Below are 20,221 nucleotides of genomic sequence, written 5' to 3'. Positions count from 1 at the left end.
CAACATGAAAATCGCCGCGCTGTCCGACATCCACGGCAACCTCGCCGCGCTCGACGCGGTGCTCGCCGACGTGCGCCACCGCGGCGCCGACCTGATCGTCAATCTCGGCGACATCGTGTCCGGCGCGCTGCATCCGGCCGAAACCGCCGACCGCCTGATCGCGCTCGACCTGCCGACCATCAAGGGCAATCACGAGCGGCAACTGCTGACCGGCGAGCGCGACACGATGCGGCTGTCGGATCGCTGGGCGCACGACACGCTGCGCGACGACCATCGCGCCTGGATCGCCGCGCTGCCCGAACGCCTGACGCTCGGCGACGACGTGCTGCTGGTGCACGGCACGCCCGCCAGCGATCTCGTGTATTTCCTCGAAACGGTGACGCCCGACGGCTGCCGCGCGGCGACGCCCGACGAAATCGCGCGGCGCGCGGGCGACGAACCGGCGTCGCTGATCCTGTGCGGCCATACGCATGTACCGCGCATCGCGCAGCTCGACGACGGCCGGCTGATCGTCAATCCCGGCAGCGTCGGGCTGCAGGCGTACACGGACGATCAACCGCATCCGCACCGGATCGAAACCGGCTCGCCGCATGCGCGCTACGCGATGGTGTCGCGCACCTCGGCCGGCTGGCACGCGGAATTCCACGCGGTCGAATACGACTGGCACACGGCTGCCGCCACCGCCGCCTCGCGCGGCCGCGACGACTGGACTGTCGCGCTGCGCACCGGCCGGTGCTGACGCGTCGTCACGCGTCGTTCAACTCGCGCCGTTCAACCCGCTTGGTTTACCGGAAGACCGCCCCGCCATGCCCGTCCCGTCGCAACTGCTCTTCCTGCCCGGCGCGTCGGGCAGCACCGCATTCTGGCAACCGCTCGCGAGCCGTCTCGTGCATCCGGCCGCGCGGCACATCGTGGCCTATCCGGGCTTCGGCGACACGCCGCGCGATCCGGCCGTCGACGATTTCGACGGCCTCGTGCGTCATGTGCTGACCGCGATCGACCGGCCGACCGCCGTGATCGCGCAATCGATGGGCGGCGTGATCGCGATGCGCGCGGCGCTCGAGCGCGCGGAATGCGTCACGCACCTGGTGTTGACGGTCACGTCCGGCGGCCTCGACATGCAGGGGTTGGGTGCACACGACTGGCGCGCCGGCTTCGCGGAAGCGAACCCGCAACTGCCCGACTGGTTCATGACGTTTCGTGCGGACCTGTCGCACGAGATCGGCCGCATCGCGCAACCGACGCTGCTGCTGTGGGGCGATGACGATCCGATCAGCCCCGTCGCGGCCGGGCAGCGCCTGCTCGAACGGTTGCCCGATGCGCGGCTGCACGTGGTGGCGGGCGGCCGCCACGACCTCGCGGCCGCGCATGCGCAGGCGCTTGCGCCGCTCGTCGACGCGCATTTGCAGCGCGTGTAACGCCGCCCGTTTCGAACGACCCGCGCGAAGCCCGCGACACCGCCAACGTCACCGCGTGCAACGCCGCCTCACCCCGCATTCGCCAGCGTCAGCCGCGCCTCGAGCCCGCCGCCATCCGGCCGGTTGCGCAACGTGAGCGTGCCGCCCATCGCAAGCGCGAGCTGCCGTGCGATCGCGAGGCCGAGCCCCGTGCCACCCGTGTCGCGATTGCGCGACGTCTCCACGCGCCGGAACGGTTCGAACACCGCGTCGAGTTGATCCTCCGGAATGCCCGGCCCGCGATCGCGCACCGCAATCACCGCGCCGCCGCCCGGCGCCGCCTGCACGTCGATCTCGGCCGCGCCCGCGAACTTCAGCGCGTTGTCGACCAGGTTGCCGACGATCCGCCGCAACGCCTTCGGCCGCGTGACGAGCGCGAGCGCCCCGCCGCTGCCGCCGTGCAGCGCGACGTCCTGCCCCGCATCCGTGTAGTCGCACACGATGCTGTCGAGCAGCGCATCGAGATCGATGCGGCGCGCGGCCTCTTCCGTGCCGTGCAGCGTGCGCGCATACGCGACGCCTTCCTTCACCAGATGCTCCATCTCGAGCAGGTCCTGGCGCAGCTTCGCGCCTTGCGCGTCGTCGTCCATCACGTCGACGCGCAGCCGCATTCGCGTGATCGGCGTCTGCAGGTCATGCGAGATCGATGCGAGGATCTGCATGCGTTCGGCCATGTACTGCGCGATGCGGTCCTGCATCGCGTTGAACGCCCGCGCGGCGCGCGCGACCTCGGACGGCCCGTCCTCGCTCAGGCGTTCGCCCTTCAAATCGGGGCCGAGCGCGTCGGCGGCCTGCGCGAGCTGGTTCAGCGGCCGCGTCGCGAGCCGCACCGCGAGCCAGCAGCACGCCGCCAGCACCGCAAGCTGCAGCGCCAGCACGTAAGGGAGCCAGCCCGACAGCGGCACCGTCGACATCGGGCGGATGTCGATCGTCAGCGGCGAGCCGTCGGTCAGGCGCAGATGCACCTGCAGATGCTCGCGATCGCCGGGGATCGCGTTCGCGGTCAGCGGGTAGTCGCCGCCGATGCCGTCCGAGATCGAGCGCTCGACGCGCGCCGACAGCCGTGCCTCCGGCGGCGTGCCCGTCTCGCCGGGCCCGAGGATGAACGTGTAGCTGCGCCGCGCGAGACGCGGCAGCCACGCGGCGCGCTGTTCCGGCGGAAGATGATCGAGCAGCGCAACCGAGCTCGCGACCTCGCGCTCGATGTAGCCCATCATCAGGTTGGTGGTCGCCTGGTCGCGCTCGGTCACCGTGAGCCAGAACGACAGCGTCTGCGCGAGCGCGAGGCCCACGCACAGGATCAGCGCGAGCCGCGCGAACAGCGAGCGCGGCCAGTGCCATCGGACGCGCGCGCTCATGCGCCGCCTTCGACCGTGGTGACGGCCGACGAGAACACGTAGCCCTCGTTGCGCAACGTCTTGATGTAGCGCGGCTCGCGCGCGCCGTCCCGCAAGCGCTGGCGCAGCCGGCTCACGAGCAGGTCGATCGACCGGTCGAACGGATCGGACTGCCGGCCCTGCGTGAGGTTGAGCAGTTGATCGCGGGTCAGGATGCGCTGCGGATTGTCGAGGAACACGCGCAGCAGCCGGTATTCGGCACCGCTCAGCGCGACCAGCGTGCCTTCGGCGTCGAGCAGGTGACGCCCCGTCGTATCGAGCCGCCATTCGCCGAACGCGAGCATCGCGGCCGTCTCCGTCACCTGCATGCCGGGCGGCAGCATGCGCGCGCGGCGCAGCACCGAGCGGATTCGCGCGAGCAGCTCGCGCACCGCGAACGGCTTCGCGAGATAGTCGTCCGCGCCCATCTCGAGGCCGATGATGCGGTCGGTTTCCTCGCCGCGCGCGGTCAGCATCAGCACCGGCACCGTCCGGAACTTGCCGGCGCGCAGATCGCGGCACAGCGTGAGGCCGTCCTCGCCGGGCAGCATCAGGTCGAGCACGATCAGGTCGGGCGCGCCGTCGTCGAGCACGTTGCGCATGTCGCGGCCGTTCGCGGCGAGCGATACGCGCATGCCGTTCTTCTCGAGGTAGTCCGCGATCAGTTCGCGTATCGCGCGATCGTCGTCGACGATCAGTACGTGGTCGATCTTGTCCATGAGTCGGTGTCGTTGGCGTGATGGTCCGGCGGGCGATGTCCGCTGTTATACCGCACCGCGGGCAGGCGTTTGTATCGCAATGTATCGCGCCGCCGTGACGACACACAAGCTTGCACACGCACGGCTGCCCGGACACATCGCAGATACGTCGGCGCGGCCCAATGAGGGCTGTCGAAACCTGTCCGGCCGACGCACTCGCGCGGCCGGCCGAACCGGAGAACCGCCATGCTGCCCCGACTCAAGACCGCCGCCCTCGTGCTCGCCCTCGCCGCCACGGCCGGCCTCGCCGTGTTCGCCGGCACCCGCGACGACGCGGGCATGCCCACCGCGCCGGCCGGCTCGCCGGCGCCCGACTTCACCGGCATCGAGCGCTGGCACAACAGTGCGCCGCTCAAGCTCGACCGGTTGCGCGGCAAGGTCGTGCTGGTCGATTTCTGGACGTACTCGTGCATCAACTGCATTCATACGATTCCGTACGTGAACGACTGGTACCGGAAGTATCGCGACCAGGGGCTCGTCGTGGTCGGCGTGCACACGCCCGAGTATCCGTTCGAACGCGACGCGAAGAACGTCGCCGATGCGGTGAAGCGCTTCGGCATCCAGTATCCGGTCGCGCAGGACAACCGCTACGACACGTGGCGCGCGTACGGCAACCAGTACTGGCCCGCGCTTTATCTGATCGACAGGAACGGGACGGTCGTCTATACGCGGTATGGCGAAGGCGGGTACGACAAGACGGAAGCGGCGATTCGGGGCGCGCTGGCGCAGGCGGGAGAAGGCGAAAAACGACCGCAATAGATCGCCAGAGCAGCCCTGGGGGAACCGCTCCGGAAACAGCGAACCCACATCGGACTCATAACCCGCGGCATGTGGTTTTCCCCACGATGGCTGCTGATTCGAACGTGTCGTTTCAAGGATCCCTATCAATATCGAGATGCGCTATCGCGCCACGCGGCTACGATGACGGCTTTCCGAGAGGGCCGATAAATGAAAAGAAGAATTGCAGTCGTTGGCGATAGTCTTTCAAGCGGCGGGACAGTTAGCTCATATGATGGCCCGCCGTTCCTTGTACACGGGCATCAAGCAGCCCTGATCGGGGGCAACGCATTCTGCACCGCGTGCCAAAGCGTCGGCTCCATCGCAAAAGCTGGCGGCCCATACCGAATCAAGTTCCGTGGTGAGGTCGCGCTGGATAACGATGTCGTCATGTGCGGCTGCGCAACTCCGCCGCACATCGTTGCATTGCTTGCCGGCGAAGCTTGGTGCAACGATGGAATAAAGGGGCTCGGGGAAGTCGTTTCGAGCCGCACGCGAACAGGCGAGATCGTGTCTGTCAGGAAAGGCACTTTCGACGAGCGGGTGCGGGTGACCAACGAAGTAACGGAAGGGTTGCCCTACTTTATCGAAACGTCTGACGGTCGCATGCATTTTGGTCGTCTTGATGCAAGCGGCAAACTACCTCGTATCCATACCGGCGACGAGGCAAGCGACTACATCGTCTACTGGGGCGATGACGCGCTCTCGACGCAAAACGGGGATAATTGATGCCACACACCGAGCCCACGAAAGTTCGTACTAACAACACGCAAGGTTCCGAGAAAGAGGTGCCACTATCAGGCATCACCTTTAAAGAGCTTTGGGATAACTTCCCGTCCGGCAATCCGTACCACAACCCGGCGTATACCAATCAATGCGCCATTCGCCTTAGCGTTACTCTGCATCGGGTCGGTGTCGGAATGAAGTCGTTCAATGCAAAGAACGTCAAACCAATGTTGGGCGCAAAGACGATCGGCCGTATATTGCTTGACGGGAAACCCACCGCAACACGTGCTGATGAGCTGGGTGCATGGTTGCAACTGCAGCCGTTCGCAGGTCTTCCGAAAGCCGAAAATATTACCGGGGAGGATTGGGAAGAGAGGGTCAAAGGCCGTACCGGTATCATCCAGTTCTCCAGGTACTGGACGCGCACTGGCGAATCGACCGAGAGCGCAAGTGGCGGCCATATTGATCTGTGGAACGGATCGCGTTTGACGGTCAGCGGATTTTGGAATGGGTTCGCGACATGGGGGCGTTATTTTGGCGCGAGGTCTGTTCGTCAAGGGGCGACCATACTCGGCGACGCATCGTATTCTGATCTTGGCGGCTCGAAGCAAATCTTATTTTGGGAAATCAAGTGAAACGGCTTGCGATATCGCTCTGCGGCTTTTTGTTCGGGCTGCTGGTCGCATGGATATTTATCTATGCGCTCAGCCGTGTTCACTGGGCCAAACCTGACCATATCGCTACAAGCTGCCATGAACTAGGCAAATGCCCGACGCCTTGGTGGATTGCACCAATAATAATTTCGTATTTTTTCGGCCCGGCTATCGCTTTCGGCACACTCAACGCCGTTGCGTGGAAGCGTTGGCCCACTAGAACATGGGCACTGTGGAGCGTCGCAATTCTCGTCGTGACCGCCGCCCTATACATTGTCGATTACGTCATGAAATGAATCGCCAGACCTGTACGACACGTGCCGCCTTCCTTCACCGGCATGTGTATTGCCCTACAAGGTTCGGACGCGTCAAGGAAAACCCGTCCGCACATAAGCGGCATTTGCGCGGTGTTGTGGTTCAGGCGAGGAGCCCCTCACCTCGCGACCGCAAGATTATTCGTTCTTCCGGTCCGCCTCCACCAGCATCGCCTCCCCGATCGCGAGCTTCCCGTCCGCGATCAGCGCGTCGCCCGCGCCGCGAATATCCTCGACCGCCTTGTTCTGCCCGAGCTTGCGCTTGCCGACGAGCCGCGTGATCTCGATCTGCAGCCCGACGATCGACTGCAGCATCGTGTCGAGATAGTCCTTCGGCGCGTCGGCCATCTTCCACGGCACCGGCTGCGATGCCTCGTGCGTGCGCGTCAGCCGCGCGACCACGCCGCGCACGAACTTCTCGTCGTCGCGCACCGTGATGCGGCCGTGCGCATGCACGACCACGTAGTTCCACGTCGGCACCTGCCGATGCGCGACGTGCTTGCTCGGATACCAGTTCGGCGAGATATACGCGTCGCCCGCGCGGAAGATCACGAGCACCTCGTCGCCGTTCGCGACCTCCTGCCAGACCGGATTCGCGCGGGCGACGTGCGCATGCAGCTCGCCGAGGCCGCCGTCGCCCGGCAGCAGTTCGAACGGGATGTGATTCGCGTCGAGCCCGCTCTTCCCGTGCGTGACCAGGCTGCCGAACGGATGCTGGACGATCAGCTCGCGCAGCGCGTCGGGGCGGGCTTCGGCGAAATCGGCGGGGACATACATGGCGGCTCCACGGTCGGACAGGGTTCAGGATCGAACGAGCGGGAAACGGGCTCGTCATGCCCCGATTGTGATTGCTAACTGGCTTATGCTGTAGAGCCGGTTTCGAACAATTTCAGCAGACCAGAATCATGGCCAGAACCGCCCGGATCGTCGAAATCCCGTCGCTCGGCGCGCTCGACCGCGCCGCCGGCGACCTCAGCCGCCAGCTCGCGCAGGCGTTGCGCGACGCGGTGCGCCGCGGCGACGTGCGGCCCGGCGACACGTTGCCGTCCACGCGGCTGCTCGCGGCATCGCTGCAGGTCGCGCGCGGCACCGTCGTCGATGCGTATGCGCAGCTCGTCGCCGAAGGCTTCCTGGAGTCGCGCGGCGGCGCCGGCACGCGGATCGCGAACGCGCTGGCCGAGCCGCCGCCGGCCAGCGGCGAGCCCTCGACCGACTGCCCGCGCAGCGCCGGCACCGGCCTGCCCGAACCGGCCGCGACGTTCGCGCGGATCGCACGCGAATTCCGTCCGCTGCCGGCCGTGCCGTTCGCGATCTCGGTGCCGGTCGGGCTCACCGCACCCGACGACGTCTGGCGCCGGCTCGGCAACCGCCTGCGTGCGCGCGGCGCCGGTGCGCCGTCCGGCTATGCGGATCCGCAAGGCGCGTTGCCGCTGCGCGAAGCGATCGCCGACTACGTGCGCCGGTCGCGCTCGGTGCGCTGCAATGCCGATCAGGTCGTGATCACGAGCGGCACGCAGCAGGGGCTGCACCTCGCCGCTCAAGTGCTGCTCGGTGCCGGCGAGCGCGCATGGGTCGAGAATCCCGCCTATCGCGGCATCACCGCACTGCTCGAGAGCACCGGGCGCCGCGACGCGATGGTCCGCGTGCCGGTCGACGCGGACGGCATCGACGTCGAAGCCGGCATCCGCGCGGCACCGGATGCACGGGCGGCCTTCGTCACGCCATCGCACCAGTACCCGCTGGGAATGCCGATGAGCATGGCGCGGCGCAACGCGCTGCTCGGCTGGGCGCGCACGCAGCGCGCGTGGGTGGTCGAGGACGATTACGACAGCGAGCTGCGCTACGAAGGCTATCCGTTCCCGTCGCTGCAAGGGCTCGATCCCGATCGCGTCGTCTATCTCGGCACGTTCAGCAAGATCCTGTTTCCGTCGCTGCGGCTCGGCTACGTGATCGCGCCGGCCGAGCTCGTGCCCGCGTTCTGCGGCGCGCGCGTGCTGATGGATCGCCACGCGCCGACCGCCGATCAGCACGTGCTCGCCGCGTTCATCGCGGAAGGCCATCTCGACCGTCACATTCGCCGCGTGCGCGGCGTCTATGCGGAACAACGCGCGCTGCTGATCGATACGCTCCACGCGAGGCTGCCGCGCGAACGCGCGTGGGTCCAGCCGGGCGATCAGGGCATGCACGTCGTGCTGTGGCTCGCGGCAGGAATCGACGATCTCGACGTGGTCGCGCGCGCGGCACAGGCGGGCGTCGCGGTGCGCGCGGTGTCGCCGATGTTCGCGCCGGGCACCGCGCGCCCGGGCCTCGTGCTCGGCTTCGGCGGGTTCGATCGCGCGCGAATCGAAGCGGCCGCGCAGCGGCTCGCCGAGGTGGTCGACGACGCGGCCGGGCGCGATTCATCGGAAGAATCGCGGCGACGCACGCAGCGAAAGGTTGTTCGACGGCAACAAACGTAATCGTCTGTAAATCCTGCAAGAAAAGGCCTTTATAGCCACCGGCCGCGCGGCCGGGTTTGCTAGGATCGCGCCTTTTCCGACCGCGCTCCCGTCGCCGTGAATCGCTTCGTGCCGTTTCTTCGAGACCTGTGGCTTCGCTGCCGTACCGGCGCCCGTGCGCTGGGTGCCGGCGCGTGGCATCGCCTGCGTCATCCGACGCGCCGCGGCATCGCGCTGACGCTCGCCGCGATACCGGTGCTCGGCCTGCTGGTCCTGCTCGCGTTCGTCCCGTTCACGCCGAGCATCGGCGACATCCGCAAGGCCCGCATCGACCGCCCCGCGCGCGTGCTGTCGGCCGACGGCCAGCTGATCGCGGAGTTCCGGCCCGTCAACCGCGAATGGGTGCCGCTCAAGCAGATCTCGCCGCACATGGTCGATGCGCTGATCGCGACCGAGGATCACCGCTTCTACGCGCATCACGGGATCGACTGGCGCCGCACGCTCGCCGCCGGGCTGCATACGTTCTCGGGCAGCCGCCAGGGCGGCTCGACGATCACGCAGCAGCTCGCGCGCAATCTGTATCCGGATGAAGTCGGCCGCGCGCCGACGCTCACGCGCAAGGTGAAGGAGCTGATCACCGCGTTCAAGATCGAGACGGTGTACAGCAAGGACGAGATTCTCGAGACCTACCTGAACACCGTGCCGTTCCTGTACAACGCGTACGGCGTCGAAATGGCCGCGCGCACCTATTTCGGCAAGTCGGCCGACCAGCTCGACATCGTCGAGAGCGCGACGCTCGTCGGGATGCTGAAGGGCAACAGCTACTACAACCCGGTGCTGAACCCGGAGCGCGCGGTCCAGCGCCGCAACATCGTGCTCGCGCGCATGGCCGCGATGGGGATGCTGTCGCCGCGCCAGCTCGCGCAATTGCAGCGCCGGCCGCTGCGGGTCGACTTCGAGCCGCAGACCGCGCAGCCGGGCCCCGCGCCGCACTTCGCGGTGCAGCTGCGCAAGTGGCTGATCGCGTGGGCCGATCGCAACAACTACGATCTCTATTCGGACGGCCTCGTCGTGCGCACGACGCTCGATGCACGGCTGCAACGAATGGCGACGGACGCGCTCACGCAGCAAACCGATCGCCTGCAGGCGATCGCCGACGACGCATGGCACAACCCGTCCGGCTGCGGCTTGCGCAACGACCTGTTCCGCGGCTTCATCCGGCAGACGCCCGACTATCGCGACGCGCGCGCCGCCGGGCTCGCCGATGCGGCAGCGTTGAAGCAGCTCGGTTCGAACCGCGCGTTCGTGCGCGCGTTGTGCGAGCGCAAGACGCGGGTGCAGGCCGGCTTCGTCGCGATCGACCCGCGCAACGGCGCGATCCGCGCGTGGGTCGGCAGCCCCGATTTCGGCAGCGAGCCGTTCGATCACGTCGTGCAGGCACGGCGCCAGCCGGGCTCGACGTTCAAGCCGTTCGTCTATGGCGCCGCGTTCGCGGACGGGATGCGACCGGGCGATACGTTCGTCGATCGCCCCGTCGCGATTCCGATCGATGCGCATGCGGTGTGGCGTCCGACCGATGCGGAGCCGCCGACCGACGCGCCGATGACGCTGCGCGACGGGCTGGCGCTGTCGCGCAACCGCATCACCGCACAGGTGATGCAGCGCGAAGGCGCCGCAAAGGTCGCGCAGCTCGCGCGCGCGATGGGCGTGCGCGAGAGCCCGCTCGATGCGGTGCCGTCGCTCGCGCTCGGGACGAGCCCGGTCACGCTGAAGGAAATGGTGTCCGCGTACGGGACGATCGCGAACCGCGGCGTGTACGTCGCGCCGCAGATGATCACGCGCATCGAGGATCGCGACGGCAAGGTGCTCGCCGCGTTCGGCAGCGCGCCGCCCGAACGCGCGTTGCCCGTGGCCGCGGCGCAGACGCTCGTCGACACGATGCGCAGCGTCGTCGATTACGGGACCGGCGCCGACATTCGCTCGCGCTACGGGATTCGCATCGACGTCGCGGGCAAGACCGGCACGACGCAGGACAACACGGACGGCTGGTTCATCCTGATGCATCCGCAACTGGTGGCCGGCGCGTGGGTCGGCTTCGACGACGGCAGCGTGACGCTGCGCAGCGACTACTGGGGCGCGGGCGCGCACAGCGCGTTGCCGATCGTCGGCTCGTTCTACGATGCGGCGCTGCGTGCGGGCGCGATCGACCCGCATGTGCAGTTCTCGCCCGACTTCCGGCCGCACCGTGCGCCGGCGCCGGCACCGAGGCGGCGTCCGCAGCCCGGCCTGTTCGACTGGCTGAAGATTTTCCGCTGATCGCGGCACGGCAACGACGCGTCGTCGCCCCGCGCGCCATCGATCCCGTTTCTCGTGTGTCGACACAACGGATCCGTTGACATCCGATGGCCGGCCCGCCTCCCGCGCCGTCGAACCGGCGGTCGTCAGTCCGCCGTGTCGCCGCTCTTCGGCAGCTTCGACCATGCGTGGCGGCCCGGCGCCGGCGACCATGCCGGACGCGTCTTGCGCTCGGTGTCGATCACGACCAGGTAGCGGCCGGCGATCGGCGTGATGTCGCGATCGCGGCGCAGCACCCACAGCGACTTGCCGGCCTCCACGCGCGCCTGGTAGTCGTCGTCGAGGATCCCGTGGCGATCGAGGAACGTGTTCAGCGACGCAGGAATCCGCACGCAGCCCTTCGAGTGCCGGATACCGAGCAGCGGCTCGAGGCGATCGGGGTCGGTCGCATGCATCTGGAAGCGCATCGGCGATTTGCCGCCCTTGCCCCAGCCACGCTCGCCGTCCACCCAGCCGAAGTCGTAGATGCGCATGTCGCGGCGGCCGTAGCCGCGAATGCCGTTGTCGTTCGTCGTGCCTTCCGCGCGGAAATCCATGTTGTCGGGCGAATGATCGAACACGCCGAGCGGCGTCAGGAAATGATCGTACTTGCCGGGCCAGCCGGTGCCGACCGGCGACGCACCGATCAACAGCCATGCATTGGCCGGCGTCGCGCGGAAGTAGATGAACAGCGCCTGCACGTTCGGTGCGCGGTCGACCATCGCGACGTATTCGCCGGCCAGGTCGCCGAGATCCGCGGCGGCGAGGGCCTTCTGCAGGCGCGCGCCGTACGCGCGCTGCTCGCTGGCGGGCACGTTCAGGCGCCGCGTGACTTCCTGCGTGAAGCGCTTGCGCATGTCGATCGCCCGCGCGGTTGCGTCCTTCGCTTCGTCGGCCGACAGCGCCGGGTGCCGGCGCGGCGGCGTCGGCGCGGGCGCCTCGGCTTCGCTTGCCGGCGTGCCGGATGCGGCCGATGCAGGGGATGCCGCTGAAGCCGGCGCTGCGGTGGACGCCGCGGAAGCCGCCGATGCCCCGCTGGCCGAGGACGCGTGATGGGCAGCGGATGCCGTGGACGATGGCGAGGCTCCCGACGACACAGGTGCCGGCGAAGCCGGGTGCGCGGCCGAAGAAGTCGATAAGGATGGCGTAACAACGGACGACGGGGCGTCGGACGCGGCAAACGCCGGCCGCTCGACAAGAACGGAAATCGGGAGGGCGGCAGCGAGCCACGCGGACGTGGCGACTGCGAGGGCACGGCAACGCGGCTTGGGCAACCGCCGCGCGAGGTCGGAAAGCATCATGCGATCGAAGCCATCGGCCGATCCGGCCGCCGCGCGTGGCGAACGGCACCTCTTCCGCGCGAACCATCGACACGCCGGACACATCACCTGCCCCCGGCGCCGACGCCTCTTCGCGGTGGAGCCGTTCGCGCGTGCAACGCGTCCGGTCCGATGGCGGCTAATGAGTCGTCAGGTCTTTCATTCTACTCGTGCGAACCGAAATCGGCAGGGCCGAACCCCCGGTTTTGCGCCTGGTCACGCTTTGTTGCAACTCGTTGCCGCCGCATCGCCGCCGCGTGGCACGCTGCTTCGTTCGGCCTACCGGGTACGTTGCAACCGCAGGCCTTCGCCCGCATGCCGCACGCGACACGCGGGCGCGCCACCACTGCTTACTTGGAAATGGTTTCGAGCGCGATGCCTTTGGTACGCGGCCCCATGAACCCGATCGCGGCCATCACGATCACCATCGCGCCGGCGATGAACGCGAACACGCCGAACGTGCCGAAACCTTTCAGCACGGCCGCGATCACGAACGACGAGAAGATCGCCGAGAAGCGGCTCCACGAGTAGACGAAGCCCACCGCACGCGCCCGGATCGACGTCGGGAACAGCTCGGCCTGATAGGCATGGAAGCTGTACGACATGATGTTGCTCGCGAGCGTCAGCCCGATGCCGAGCACGATCAGGAACGCGCCCACCGTCGTCTGACTGAACAGCAACCCGCAGACGACGATCGCCGCCGCCATCGCGACGATCACCGACTTGCGCTCGAAGCGGTCGGCGATCACGAGGCCGATCAGCGGACCGAGCGGCGCCGCGAGTGCGATCACGCTCGAATACATGAGGCTCGACGTGATCGTGATGCCCTGCTTGATCAGCAGCGTCGGCACCCAGTTCGCGAAGCCGTAGAAGCCGACCGTCTGGAACACGTTGAAGATCGTCATCATGATCGTGCGCCGGCGATACGGCGGCACCCACATGTCGCGGAAGCTGCCGCGCGGCGGCACCGGCTCGGCCGGCGCGAGCGGCGGCAGCGGCCGGCCGTATTCGGCTTCGACCTTCGCCTCGAGCGCGCGCATGATGCGGTCCGCTTCGTCGACGCGGCCCTGCTGCGCGAGCCAGCGCGGGCTTTCGGGCAATGCGCGGCGAATCCACCACACGAACAGCGCGCCGTGCGCGCCGATCAGCACGACCCAGCGCCAGCCGTCGAGGCCGAACGGCGCTTGCGGCACGAGCAGGTACGCGAGGAACGCGACCACCGGCACCGCGACGAACCCGACCGCCTGCTCGCACGCGAACGCGCGGCCGCGAATCTGCTTCGGCACGAGTTCGGAGATGTACGTGCCGATCGTCACCATCTCGACGCCGAGCCCGAGGCCGACGACGAAGCGCCAGAAGTTCAGCCCGCCTGCCGTGTCCTGGAACGCCATCACGACGTTGGCGGCCGTGTACCACAGCAGCGACCACGTGAAGATCGCGCGGCGGCCGAAGCGGTCCGCGAGGAAGCCGCACGCGATCGTGCCGATGAAGAGGCCGGAAAACAGCGCGGCGATGAAGCTCGCGACGCCCGTGGTGCCGAACAGCCCGTGCGTCGTCGCGGACAGGATCCCGCTTTTCACGAGGCCCGGCGCGACGTAGCCGCTGTATAGCAGGTCGTAGAGTTCGAAGAAGAAGCCGAGGCTCAGCAGCACGACGAGCTTCCAGACGCTGCGGGTCGGCGGCAGGCGGTCGAGGCGGGCCGCAATCGAGCCGGCATCGATGGAAGAGGACGAGGCGGCTGCCTGTGGAATGCTGTCCGTTGAGACCATCTTGGTCGTGTCTCCTGATCGTGTCGTGTGTTGTTGTCCGGCGGCCAGCGGGCCGCCGTCGGGCGATTCGCTGCATTGTACCGGCACGCCGCGCGGCCGGCGCCAGGTGGCGAACCGGTTCGGACACCCCACTTTCGCGCCGGAGAAAGTGTAACTTGCGTAACCTTCTGTCGGTTCTGTAAGGTGCGTCACCGTCGCGGCAGGCGGCTGTCCGGCCGCGGCCGAACCCGGCGCAGCCCCCGTCGGCAACGGCGCACGGGGGCCATCGCGAGCCCACGCGGGCGTCCTGGCGCACGGAAACAGGGCGCGCATTCGTCGCGACCGCGACCGCCACGCCCCGGTAACATGCTACCGGGCCAACTCCCGGCTTCCGGGCGCCTTTCGGCACCCGGCATTGTCGGCAAAACGTAAGTATTCCATGTCCATACAACGACTATCCACGTACGCACGCCGGATCGCGCTGTTCGCACTGCTGCAGTTCGCGGCGATCGCAACCGCGTCGGCGTTTCCGGCGGCCGCATCCGCACCGGGCGCGAGCGGCGCCGGTGCCCCCGTGCCGACCATTTCGCTGAGCGACGCGGTGGCGCAGCTCAAGCAGATGCAGGTGCAACAGGACCGCATCAAGCAGCAGACGTCGAACGCCACCAACAGCAAGGAGCTCGACGGGCTCGGCGACGCGACCCAGGAACTGAGCGCCGACGTCGAGAAGCTGCAGAGCGAGCTCGCGCCGCAGCGCACGCAGATCCAGGCGCAGCTCGACGTGCTCGGCCCGCCGCCGGCGCCGGGCGCCTCGCCCGAGACACCCGCGGTCGCGCAACAGCGGGCGACGCTGAACGCGCGCAAGACGCAAATCGAAGCCGCGCTGAAACAGGCGGCCGACCAGAAGACCAACCTCGCGAACCTGAACGACCAGTTCGCGAAGCTGCACCGCGGCCTGCTGAGGAACCAGCTCGCCTTCCGTTCGGGCAGCATCTTCGGCGCGCAATTCTGGCTGCCGCTGTTCCATCTGTCGCCGGACGACGTCCAGCGGCTCGAGGACTTCAACGGCGAACTGGGCGACATGCTGCGGTCGTCCTGGACCCCCGGCCAGCGCGCGATCACCACGCTGCTGCTGATCGCCGCGCTGGCGGCCTGGCTCGGCGGCCGCCGCGTCGTCGAACGCGGGCTCGCGTGGGTCTGCCTGAACCGCCTGCCGCCCACCCGGCTGCGACGCAGCGCGCTGGCGCTGGCGACGGCGTTCTCGACGCTGCTGGCCACCGCGGTTGCCATCCAGATCCTCTATCTCGCGCTCGCCCGCCACTTCGAGCTGACGCCGTCGATGTCCGATCTGTGGGATCAGTTCGCGAAGCTCGCCGTGACCTGCGCGCTGATCGCCGGCCTCGGCCGCGCGTTGCTCTGCACCCGGCATCCGTCGTGGCGGCTGCCGGCGCTCGCCGATCCCGTCGCGCTGGCGATGAGGCCGTTCCCCGGCGTGCTGGCTGCGCTGCTGCTGCTATCCGGCACGCTCGAATCGATCAACCGGATCGTCGATACCAGCCTGTCCGTCACGCTGTTCGGCCGCGGCATCGTCTCGCTCGTCGTCGTGCTGACCGTCGGCGCGTCGATCCTGCGCGCGAATCGCGTCCGCGCCGCCATCGCGGCATCCGGCGAGGCGCCCGAGAACCGTTCGACGCTCGCGGGCCTGATCCATGCCGGCGTCACGCTGGCGATCGTCGTGTCGCTGGTCGCGCTGCTGATCGGCTACATCACGGTTGCGCGCTTCATCACGTACGAGCTCGTGTGGTTCGAGATCGTGCTGTGCAGCGTCTACATCCTGACGCAGCTGACGCGCGACGCGAGCGAAAGCCTGTTCTCCGCGAACCTGTCGACCGGCAAGCAGATCAAGCACCTGTTCGCGCTCGACGATCGGCATCTCGAGCAGGCGCACACGGTCGTGTCCGGCCTCGGCACGAGCCTGCTGATGCTGGTCGCCGCCATCGCGCTGCTGACGGGCGGTTTCGGCACGACGCCGAGCGACCTGCTCGACAGCGCGGTCGCGATGATCGGCGGCCAGCGGCTGCAGAGCCTGAACATCATGCCCGACCGGATCATGAACGCGGCAATCGGGTTCGCGATCGGCTTCTACCTGCTGCGTTCGGTGCGCCGCTGGCTCGACAACGAGTTCATGCCGGCGCTCGGCATGGATGCGGGCATGCGCGTGTCGCTGATCACGCTGTTCACCAACGTCGGCTATGTCCTCGTCGTGCTGATGACGCTGGGGCTGCTCGGCGTCAAATGGAGCAACCTCGCGTGGATCGTCAGCGCGCTGTCGGTCGGTATCGGCTTCGGTCTGCAGGAGATCGTGAAGAACTTCGTGTCGGGGCTGATCCTGCTGACGGAGCGCCCGGTGAAGGTCGGCGACATGGTCAGCATCGCGGGCGTCGAGGGCGACATCCGCCGCATCAACGTGCGTGCGACCGAGATCCAGTTGAGCGACCGTTCGACCGTGATCGTGCCGAACTCGCAGCTGATCTCGCAGAACGTGCGCAACGTGACGATGGGCAACAGCACGCAGGGCGTCGCGACGCTGATGCTGACGTTCCCGCTGAACACCGACCCCGAGCAGGTGCGCGACCTGCTGCTCGACGCGTACCGCGAACACACGGCGATTCTCGACAAGCCGGCGCCGTCGGTCACGTTCAGCCAGCTCACGCCGGACGGCATCACGCTCAGCGTGACCGGCTACGTGGCGAGCCCGCGGATCGCGGGTTCGACGAAGAGCGATCTGCTGTTCGAGATCCTGAAGCAGTTGCGCGCGGCAAAGATCACGTTGTCGACGCCGCAGATGCTGGTCGTGCAGAACATGCCGGCAAGCGATGGCGCCACCCGGCATGAACCGCGAGTGAGTGAATGAATCGGCGGCGCGCGCCGCTCGAGCGTCGCGGCGCGCGCATCGCCGAAAACGACAAGGGCCGGTTACCGCTTTCGCGGCAACCGGCCCTTTTCATTCGATCGATTCGATCGATTCGACCGTCAACGCCCCCTCGCGGGCGCCTGCCGTCACACGTCGAATTTCACCCCCTGCGCCAGCGGCAGTTGCCGGCTGTAGTTGATCGTGTTCGTCGCACGGCGCATATACGCCTTCCACGCATCCGAACCCGACTCGCGGCCGCCGCCCGTTTCCTTCTCGCCGCCGAACGCGCCACCGATTTCCGCGCCGCTCGTGCCGATGTTCACGTTGACGATCCCGCAATCGCTGCCGGCCGCTGACATGAACTGCTCGGCTTCACGCATGTCGTTCGTGAAGATCGCCGACGACAGGCCCTGCGGCACCGCGTTGTGCAGTTCGATCGCGTCGTCGAAGTTGTCGTAGACCATCACGTACAGGATCGGCGCGAACGTCTCGCGCTCGACCACCGCTGATTGCTTCGGCATCCGCACGATCGCCGGACGCACGTAGTACGCATCCGCGTGACCGACGTCGACACGCTCGCCGCCCTTCACTTCGCCGCCCTGCTCGCGCGCATCGGCCAGCGCCTTCTGCATCGCGTCGAACGACGCACGATCGACCAGCGGGCCGACCAGCGTGCCTTCTTCGAGCGGATTGCCGACCTTCACCGACGCATAGGCCTTCTCGATGCGCGGCAGCAGTTGCTCGACGAGGCTGCGATGCACGATCAGGCGGCGCAGCGTCGTGCAACGCTGGCCGGCCGTGCCGACCGCCGCGAACGTGACCGCGCGCACGACGAGATCCAGATCCGCGCTCGGCGCGACGATCATCCCGTTGTTGCCGCCGAGCTCGAGGATGCCGCGCGCGAGACGCTGGCTCAGCACCTTCGCGACCTCCTGGCCCATCCGCACGCTGCCCGTCGCGCTGACGACCGGCACCTTCTTCGACGCCGTCAGCACCTCACCGACATCGCGCATGCCGAGCACCAGCTGGCTCAGTTCCTTCGGCGCGACGCCCGGATGGGTCTTGTCGAACTCACGGATCGCCTTCTGGAGCAGCACGTGGCACGCGATCGCGGTCAGCGGCGTCTTCTCCGACGGCTTCCACACGACCGAATCGCCGCACACGAACGCGAGCGCCGCGTTCCACGCCCACACCGCGACCGGGAAGTTGAACGCCGAAATCACGCCGCACACGCCGATCGGGTGCCACGTTTCCATCATCCGGTGGCCCGGGCGCTCGGACGCGATCGTGAGGCCGTAAAGCTGACGCGACAGGCCGACCGCGAAGTCGCAGATGTCGATCATTTCCTGCACTTCGCCGAGGCCTTCCGACGTGATCTTGCCGGCTTCGAGCGTGACGAGGCGGCCGAGCTCGGCCTTGTGCTCGCGCAGCACGTTGCCGAACACGCGCACGAGTTCGCCGCGCACCGGCGCCGGCACCGTGCGCCACTTGAGGAATGCGTCGTGCGCGGCGTCGATCTTGCGCTCGGCGTCGGCGGGCGAGTCGACCGCCAGCGTCGCGAGCGTCGCGCCGTCGAGCGGCGAACGCGCGGTCAGCGCATTGCCTTTCCACTGGGCGAGATCGATGTCGAGCGCAGCAAGAATGTCGTTGAATTGCATCACTTCCTCTTCAGGGACAGATTGATCGGTGCGGCGGCGACGCCGCCCGCGTGATTCGATTGGAGCGCGTTCGCGCGCCCTGTGCAAGCGGATGCGCAGCTCGGCAGGCCCGGTGCGCCGCACGGCGCATCGCACGGCGCCGCCACCGGAAATCCGGCCGGACGGCGCGCCCCCGCCTCGCGAGGCACGATCCATGAGACACATTGTCGGCGGCCACAAGTCGGGCCGCTATTGATATTAACTCACGACTTCATTCCCAAAACGCAACACCTGGGCAGGACGAATCCGCCCGTTTCGGCACGGGCATGGGACCTGTCCAAGGCCGGTGTCCGGGCCGCCCCGCCGCTTGCGGCGCGCCGCGACTTGATGACAAAGTTGCATCACCCTGTGCGGAAATATCGTTTGCCGCACCCGCGGCGGGCACCCACAATCGGGGCGGCGTCGAGGTGCACCGCACCCGCCGCGCCGACGGCCGCCCAACGGCGGCCGGACAACAGACGAAGGCGACCCGCGTCGCGGCCCGCTGGACCCGGCCGATCCGGCTCGGCCCCGCGAGGCAGCGCCGCTGCCCGGCCGGCGGCCGGCAGCGCGTCGCACTTCGTAGCCAAAAAACAATCCCGGAGACAGCGCCCAGCACCCGCCATGCATTCAGATGCCCGCCCCGACTCGCCCCGTCCGTCCGGCTCGCCGCCCGCGAAGCCGTCCCTCCACCGCAGCCTGCAGGCGCGCCATCTGCGGATGATCGCGATCGGCGGCTCGATCGGCACGGGCCTGTTCGTCGCGTCCGGCGCGTCGATCTCGCAGGCCGGCCCCGGCGGCGCGATGCTCGCCTACATGATGATCGGGCTGATGGTCTATTTCCTGATGACGAGCCTCGGCGAGATGGCCGCGTTCATGCCGGTGTCGGGCTCGTTCGCGACCTACGGCTCGAAATTCGTCGACGAAGGCTTCGGCTTCGCGCTCGGCTGGAACTACTGGTACAGCTGGGCCGTGACCCTCGCGGTCGAACTCGTCGCCGCGCAGCTCGTGATGAATTACTGGTTTCCGCACGTGCCCGGCGTCTGGTGGAGCGCGATCTTCCTCACGCTGATCTTCGCGCTCAACGCGCTGTCGGTGCGTGGCTTCGGCGAGGCCGAATACTGGTTCGCGCTGATCAAGGTGCTGACCGTGCTCGCGTTCGTCGGCGTCGGCCTGCTGATGATCTTCGGGATCATGCAGGGCGGCCCGAGCGCGGGCTGGGGCAACCTCACGATCGGCGATGCGCCGTTCGCGGGCGGCTGGGCGACGATGCTCGGCGTCGCGATGATCGCGGGCTTCTCGTTCCAGGGCACCGAAATGATCGGCGTCGCGGCCGGCGAATCGGAGAACCCGCGCACCACGATCCCGCGCGCGGTCAGCCAGATCTTCTGGCGGATCCTGCTGTTCTACGTGTTCGCGATCTTCGTGATCGGCGTGCTGATTCCGTACACCGACCCGAGCCTGCTGAAGAGCGACGTGACCGACATCGGTGTCAGCCCGTTCACGCTCGTGTTCCGCCACGCGGGCCTCGCGTTCGCGGCCGGCGTGATGAACGCGGTGATTCTGACGGCCGTGCTGTCGGCCGGCAACTCGGGCATGTATGCGTCGACGCGGATGCTCTACAACCTCGCCGTCGAAGGCCGCGCGCCGAAGCTGTTCGCGAAGCTGTCGCCGGGCGGTGTGCCGCGCAACGCGCTGTATGCGACGACGGCCGTCGGCGCGCTGTGCTTC

15 protein-coding genes are annotated in these 20,221 nt (G+C 67.8%); 9 read left to right on the top strand and 6 right to left on the bottom strand.

Annotated features, from left to right (window positions below; genetic code table 11):
* Positions 1-4 precede the first annotated feature (4 nt).
* Together ACTJKF_RS27530 and ACTJKF_RS27525 are read left to right on the top strand one after the other, a co-directional pair.
* Positions 5-739: a metallophosphoesterase family protein gene (locus ACTJKF_RS27530; RefSeq protein ID WP_440627841.1), complete on the top strand. Its 735-nt coding sequence runs from the start codon at positions 5-7 to the stop codon at positions 737-739.
* Positions 740-806: 67 nt separating this feature from the next.
* The gene (locus ACTJKF_RS27525; protein WP_440627839.1) at positions 807-1,418 is read left to right on the top strand and encodes an alpha/beta fold hydrolase; all 612 of its coding nucleotides are present in this window, start codon (positions 807-809) and stop codon (positions 1,416-1,418) included.
* A gap of 68 nt (positions 1,419-1,486) precedes the next feature.
* Here the strand turns inward: ACTJKF_RS27525 and ACTJKF_RS27520 are convergent, their stop codons facing one another.
* Positions 1,487-2,815, bottom strand: coding sequence for an ATP-binding protein (locus ACTJKF_RS27520; RefSeq protein WP_440627837.1), 1,329 nt, complete (start codon positions 2,813-2,815; stop codon positions 1,487-1,489).
* Positions 2,812-3,552, bottom strand: a complete 741-nt coding sequence (locus ACTJKF_RS27515) for a response regulator (protein WP_440627836.1) — start codon at positions 3,550-3,552, stop codon at positions 2,812-2,814. Before ACTJKF_RS27515 ends, ACTJKF_RS27520 begins: the two co-directional genes overlap by 4 nt.
* A gap of 225 nt (positions 3,553-3,777) precedes the next feature.
* Between ACTJKF_RS27515 and ACTJKF_RS27510 the strand changes: the two genes are divergently transcribed.
* From ACTJKF_RS27510 to ACTJKF_RS27500, 3 genes are all read left to right on the top strand, one after another.
* A complete protein-coding gene (locus tag ACTJKF_RS27510; protein ID WP_440627834.1) occupies positions 3,778-4,350 on the top strand; it encodes a thioredoxin family protein in 573 nt (190 codons plus the stop codon).
* 189 nt (positions 4,351-4,539) lie between these two features.
* The gene (locus ACTJKF_RS27505) at positions 4,540-5,097 is read left to right on the top strand and encodes a PAAR domain-containing protein (protein ID WP_440627833.1); all 558 of its coding nucleotides are present in this window, start codon (positions 4,540-4,542) and stop codon (positions 5,095-5,097) included.
* Complete coding sequence (locus tag ACTJKF_RS27500) at positions 5,097-5,729, top strand: type VI secretion system amidase effector protein Tae4 (protein ID WP_440627831.1); 633 nt, start codon at positions 5,097-5,099, stop codon at positions 5,727-5,729. Before ACTJKF_RS27505 ends, ACTJKF_RS27500 begins: the two co-directional genes overlap by 1 nt.
* Before the next feature lie 470 nt (positions 5,730-6,199).
* Here the strand turns inward: ACTJKF_RS27500 and ACTJKF_RS27495 are convergent, their stop codons facing one another.
* Entirely contained in the window at positions 6,200-6,838 is a 639-nt protein-coding gene (locus ACTJKF_RS27495) for an FMN-binding negative transcriptional regulator (RefSeq protein ID WP_440627830.1), read from the bottom strand.
* A gap of 128 nt (positions 6,839-6,966) precedes the next feature.
* Between ACTJKF_RS27495 and pdxR the strand changes: the two genes are divergently transcribed.
* Entirely contained in the window at positions 6,967-8,520 is a 1,554-nt protein-coding gene (pdxR, locus tag ACTJKF_RS27490; protein ID WP_440627828.1) for a MocR-like pyridoxine biosynthesis transcription factor PdxR, read from the top strand.
* A gap of 96 nt (positions 8,521-8,616) precedes the next feature.
* Positions 8,617-10,815, top strand: a complete 2,199-nt coding sequence (locus tag ACTJKF_RS27485; protein WP_440627826.1) for a penicillin-binding protein 1A — start codon at positions 8,617-8,619, stop codon at positions 10,813-10,815.
* 125 nt (positions 10,816-10,940) lie between these two features.
* Here the strand turns inward: ACTJKF_RS27485 and ACTJKF_RS27480 are convergent, their stop codons facing one another.
* Both ACTJKF_RS27480 and ACTJKF_RS27475 read right to left on the bottom strand, forming a co-directional pair.
* Positions 10,941-12,218 carry a hypothetical protein gene (locus ACTJKF_RS27480; RefSeq protein ID WP_440627824.1) on the bottom strand — a complete coding sequence of 426 codons (1,278 nt, stop codon included), beginning with the start codon at positions 12,216-12,218 and terminating at the stop codon, positions 10,941-10,943.
* A 284-nt stretch (positions 12,219-12,502) separates the two neighbouring features.
* The gene (locus tag ACTJKF_RS27475) at positions 12,503-13,921 is read right to left on the bottom strand and encodes an MFS transporter (protein WP_440627823.1); all 1,419 of its coding nucleotides are present in this window, start codon (positions 13,919-13,921) and stop codon (positions 12,503-12,505) included.
* A gap of 418 nt (positions 13,922-14,339) precedes the next feature.
* Here ACTJKF_RS27475 and ACTJKF_RS27470 point away from each other — a divergent pair, with 418 nt between their 5' ends.
* Positions 14,340-16,814, top strand: a complete 2,475-nt coding sequence (locus ACTJKF_RS27470; RefSeq protein WP_440627822.1) for a DUF3772 domain-containing protein — start codon at positions 14,340-14,342, stop codon at positions 16,812-16,814.
* A gap of 146 nt (positions 16,815-16,960) precedes the next feature.
* On the opposite strand, the gene amaB is transcribed toward ACTJKF_RS27470, so the two are convergent.
* Positions 16,961-18,472 (bottom strand): L-piperidine-6-carboxylate dehydrogenase, encoded by a 1,512-nt coding sequence (amaB, locus tag ACTJKF_RS27465; RefSeq protein ID WP_440627820.1) that lies wholly within the window; start codon positions 18,470-18,472, stop codon positions 16,961-16,963.
* 642 nt (positions 18,473-19,114) lie between these two features.
* Here amaB and ACTJKF_RS27460 point away from each other — a divergent pair.
* The coding region (locus tag ACTJKF_RS27460) for an amino acid permease (RefSeq protein WP_440627818.1) at positions 19,115-20,221 on the top strand (1,107 nt) is incomplete at its 3' end.

The organism is Burkholderia sp. 22313 (genome assembly GCF_052045245.1).
Lineage (GTDB): Bacteria > Pseudomonadota > Gammaproteobacteria > Burkholderiales > Burkholderiaceae > Burkholderia.
This window is presented reverse-complemented; position numbering and strand designations above follow the sequence as displayed.

Coding starts and splice junctions, on each gene's coding strand:
- ACTJKF_RS27530 (WP_440627841.1), top strand. CDS start 5: ATGAAAATCGCCGCGCTGTCCGACATCCACGGCAACCTCGCCGCGCTC.
- ACTJKF_RS27525 (WP_440627839.1), top strand. CDS start 807: ATGCCCGTCCCGTCGCAACTGCTCTTCCTGCCCGGCGCGTCGGGCAGC.
- ACTJKF_RS27520 (WP_440627837.1), bottom strand. CDS start 2,815: ATGAGCGCGCGCGTCCGATGGCACTGGCCGCGCTCGCTGTTCGCGCGG.
- ACTJKF_RS27515 (WP_440627836.1), bottom strand. CDS start 3,552: ATGGACAAGATCGACCACGTACTGATCGTCGACGACGATCGCGCGATA.
- ACTJKF_RS27510 (WP_440627834.1), top strand. CDS start 3,778: ATGCTGCCCCGACTCAAGACCGCCGCCCTCGTGCTCGCCCTCGCCGCC.
- ACTJKF_RS27505 (WP_440627833.1), top strand. CDS start 4,540: ATGAAAAGAAGAATTGCAGTCGTTGGCGATAGTCTTTCAAGCGGCGGG.
- ACTJKF_RS27500 (WP_440627831.1), top strand. CDS start 5,097: ATGCCACACACCGAGCCCACGAAAGTTCGTACTAACAACACGCAAGGT.
- ACTJKF_RS27495 (WP_440627830.1), bottom strand. CDS start 6,838: ATGTATGTCCCCGCCGATTTCGCCGAAGCCCGCCCCGACGCGCTGCGC.
- pdxR (WP_440627828.1), top strand. CDS start 6,967: ATGGCCAGAACCGCCCGGATCGTCGAAATCCCGTCGCTCGGCGCGCTC.
- ACTJKF_RS27480 (WP_440627824.1), bottom strand. CDS start 12,218: ATGTGTCCGGCGTGTCGATGGTTCGCGCGGAAGAGGTGCCGTTCGCCA.
- ACTJKF_RS27475 (WP_440627823.1), bottom strand. CDS start 13,921: ATGGTCTCAACGGACAGCATTCCACAGGCAGCCGCCTCGTCCTCTTCC.
- ACTJKF_RS27470 (WP_440627822.1), top strand. CDS start 14,340: ATGTCCATACAACGACTATCCACGTACGCACGCCGGATCGCGCTGTTC.
- amaB (WP_440627820.1), bottom strand. CDS start 18,472: ATGCAATTCAACGACATTCTTGCTGCGCTCGACATCGATCTCGCCCAG.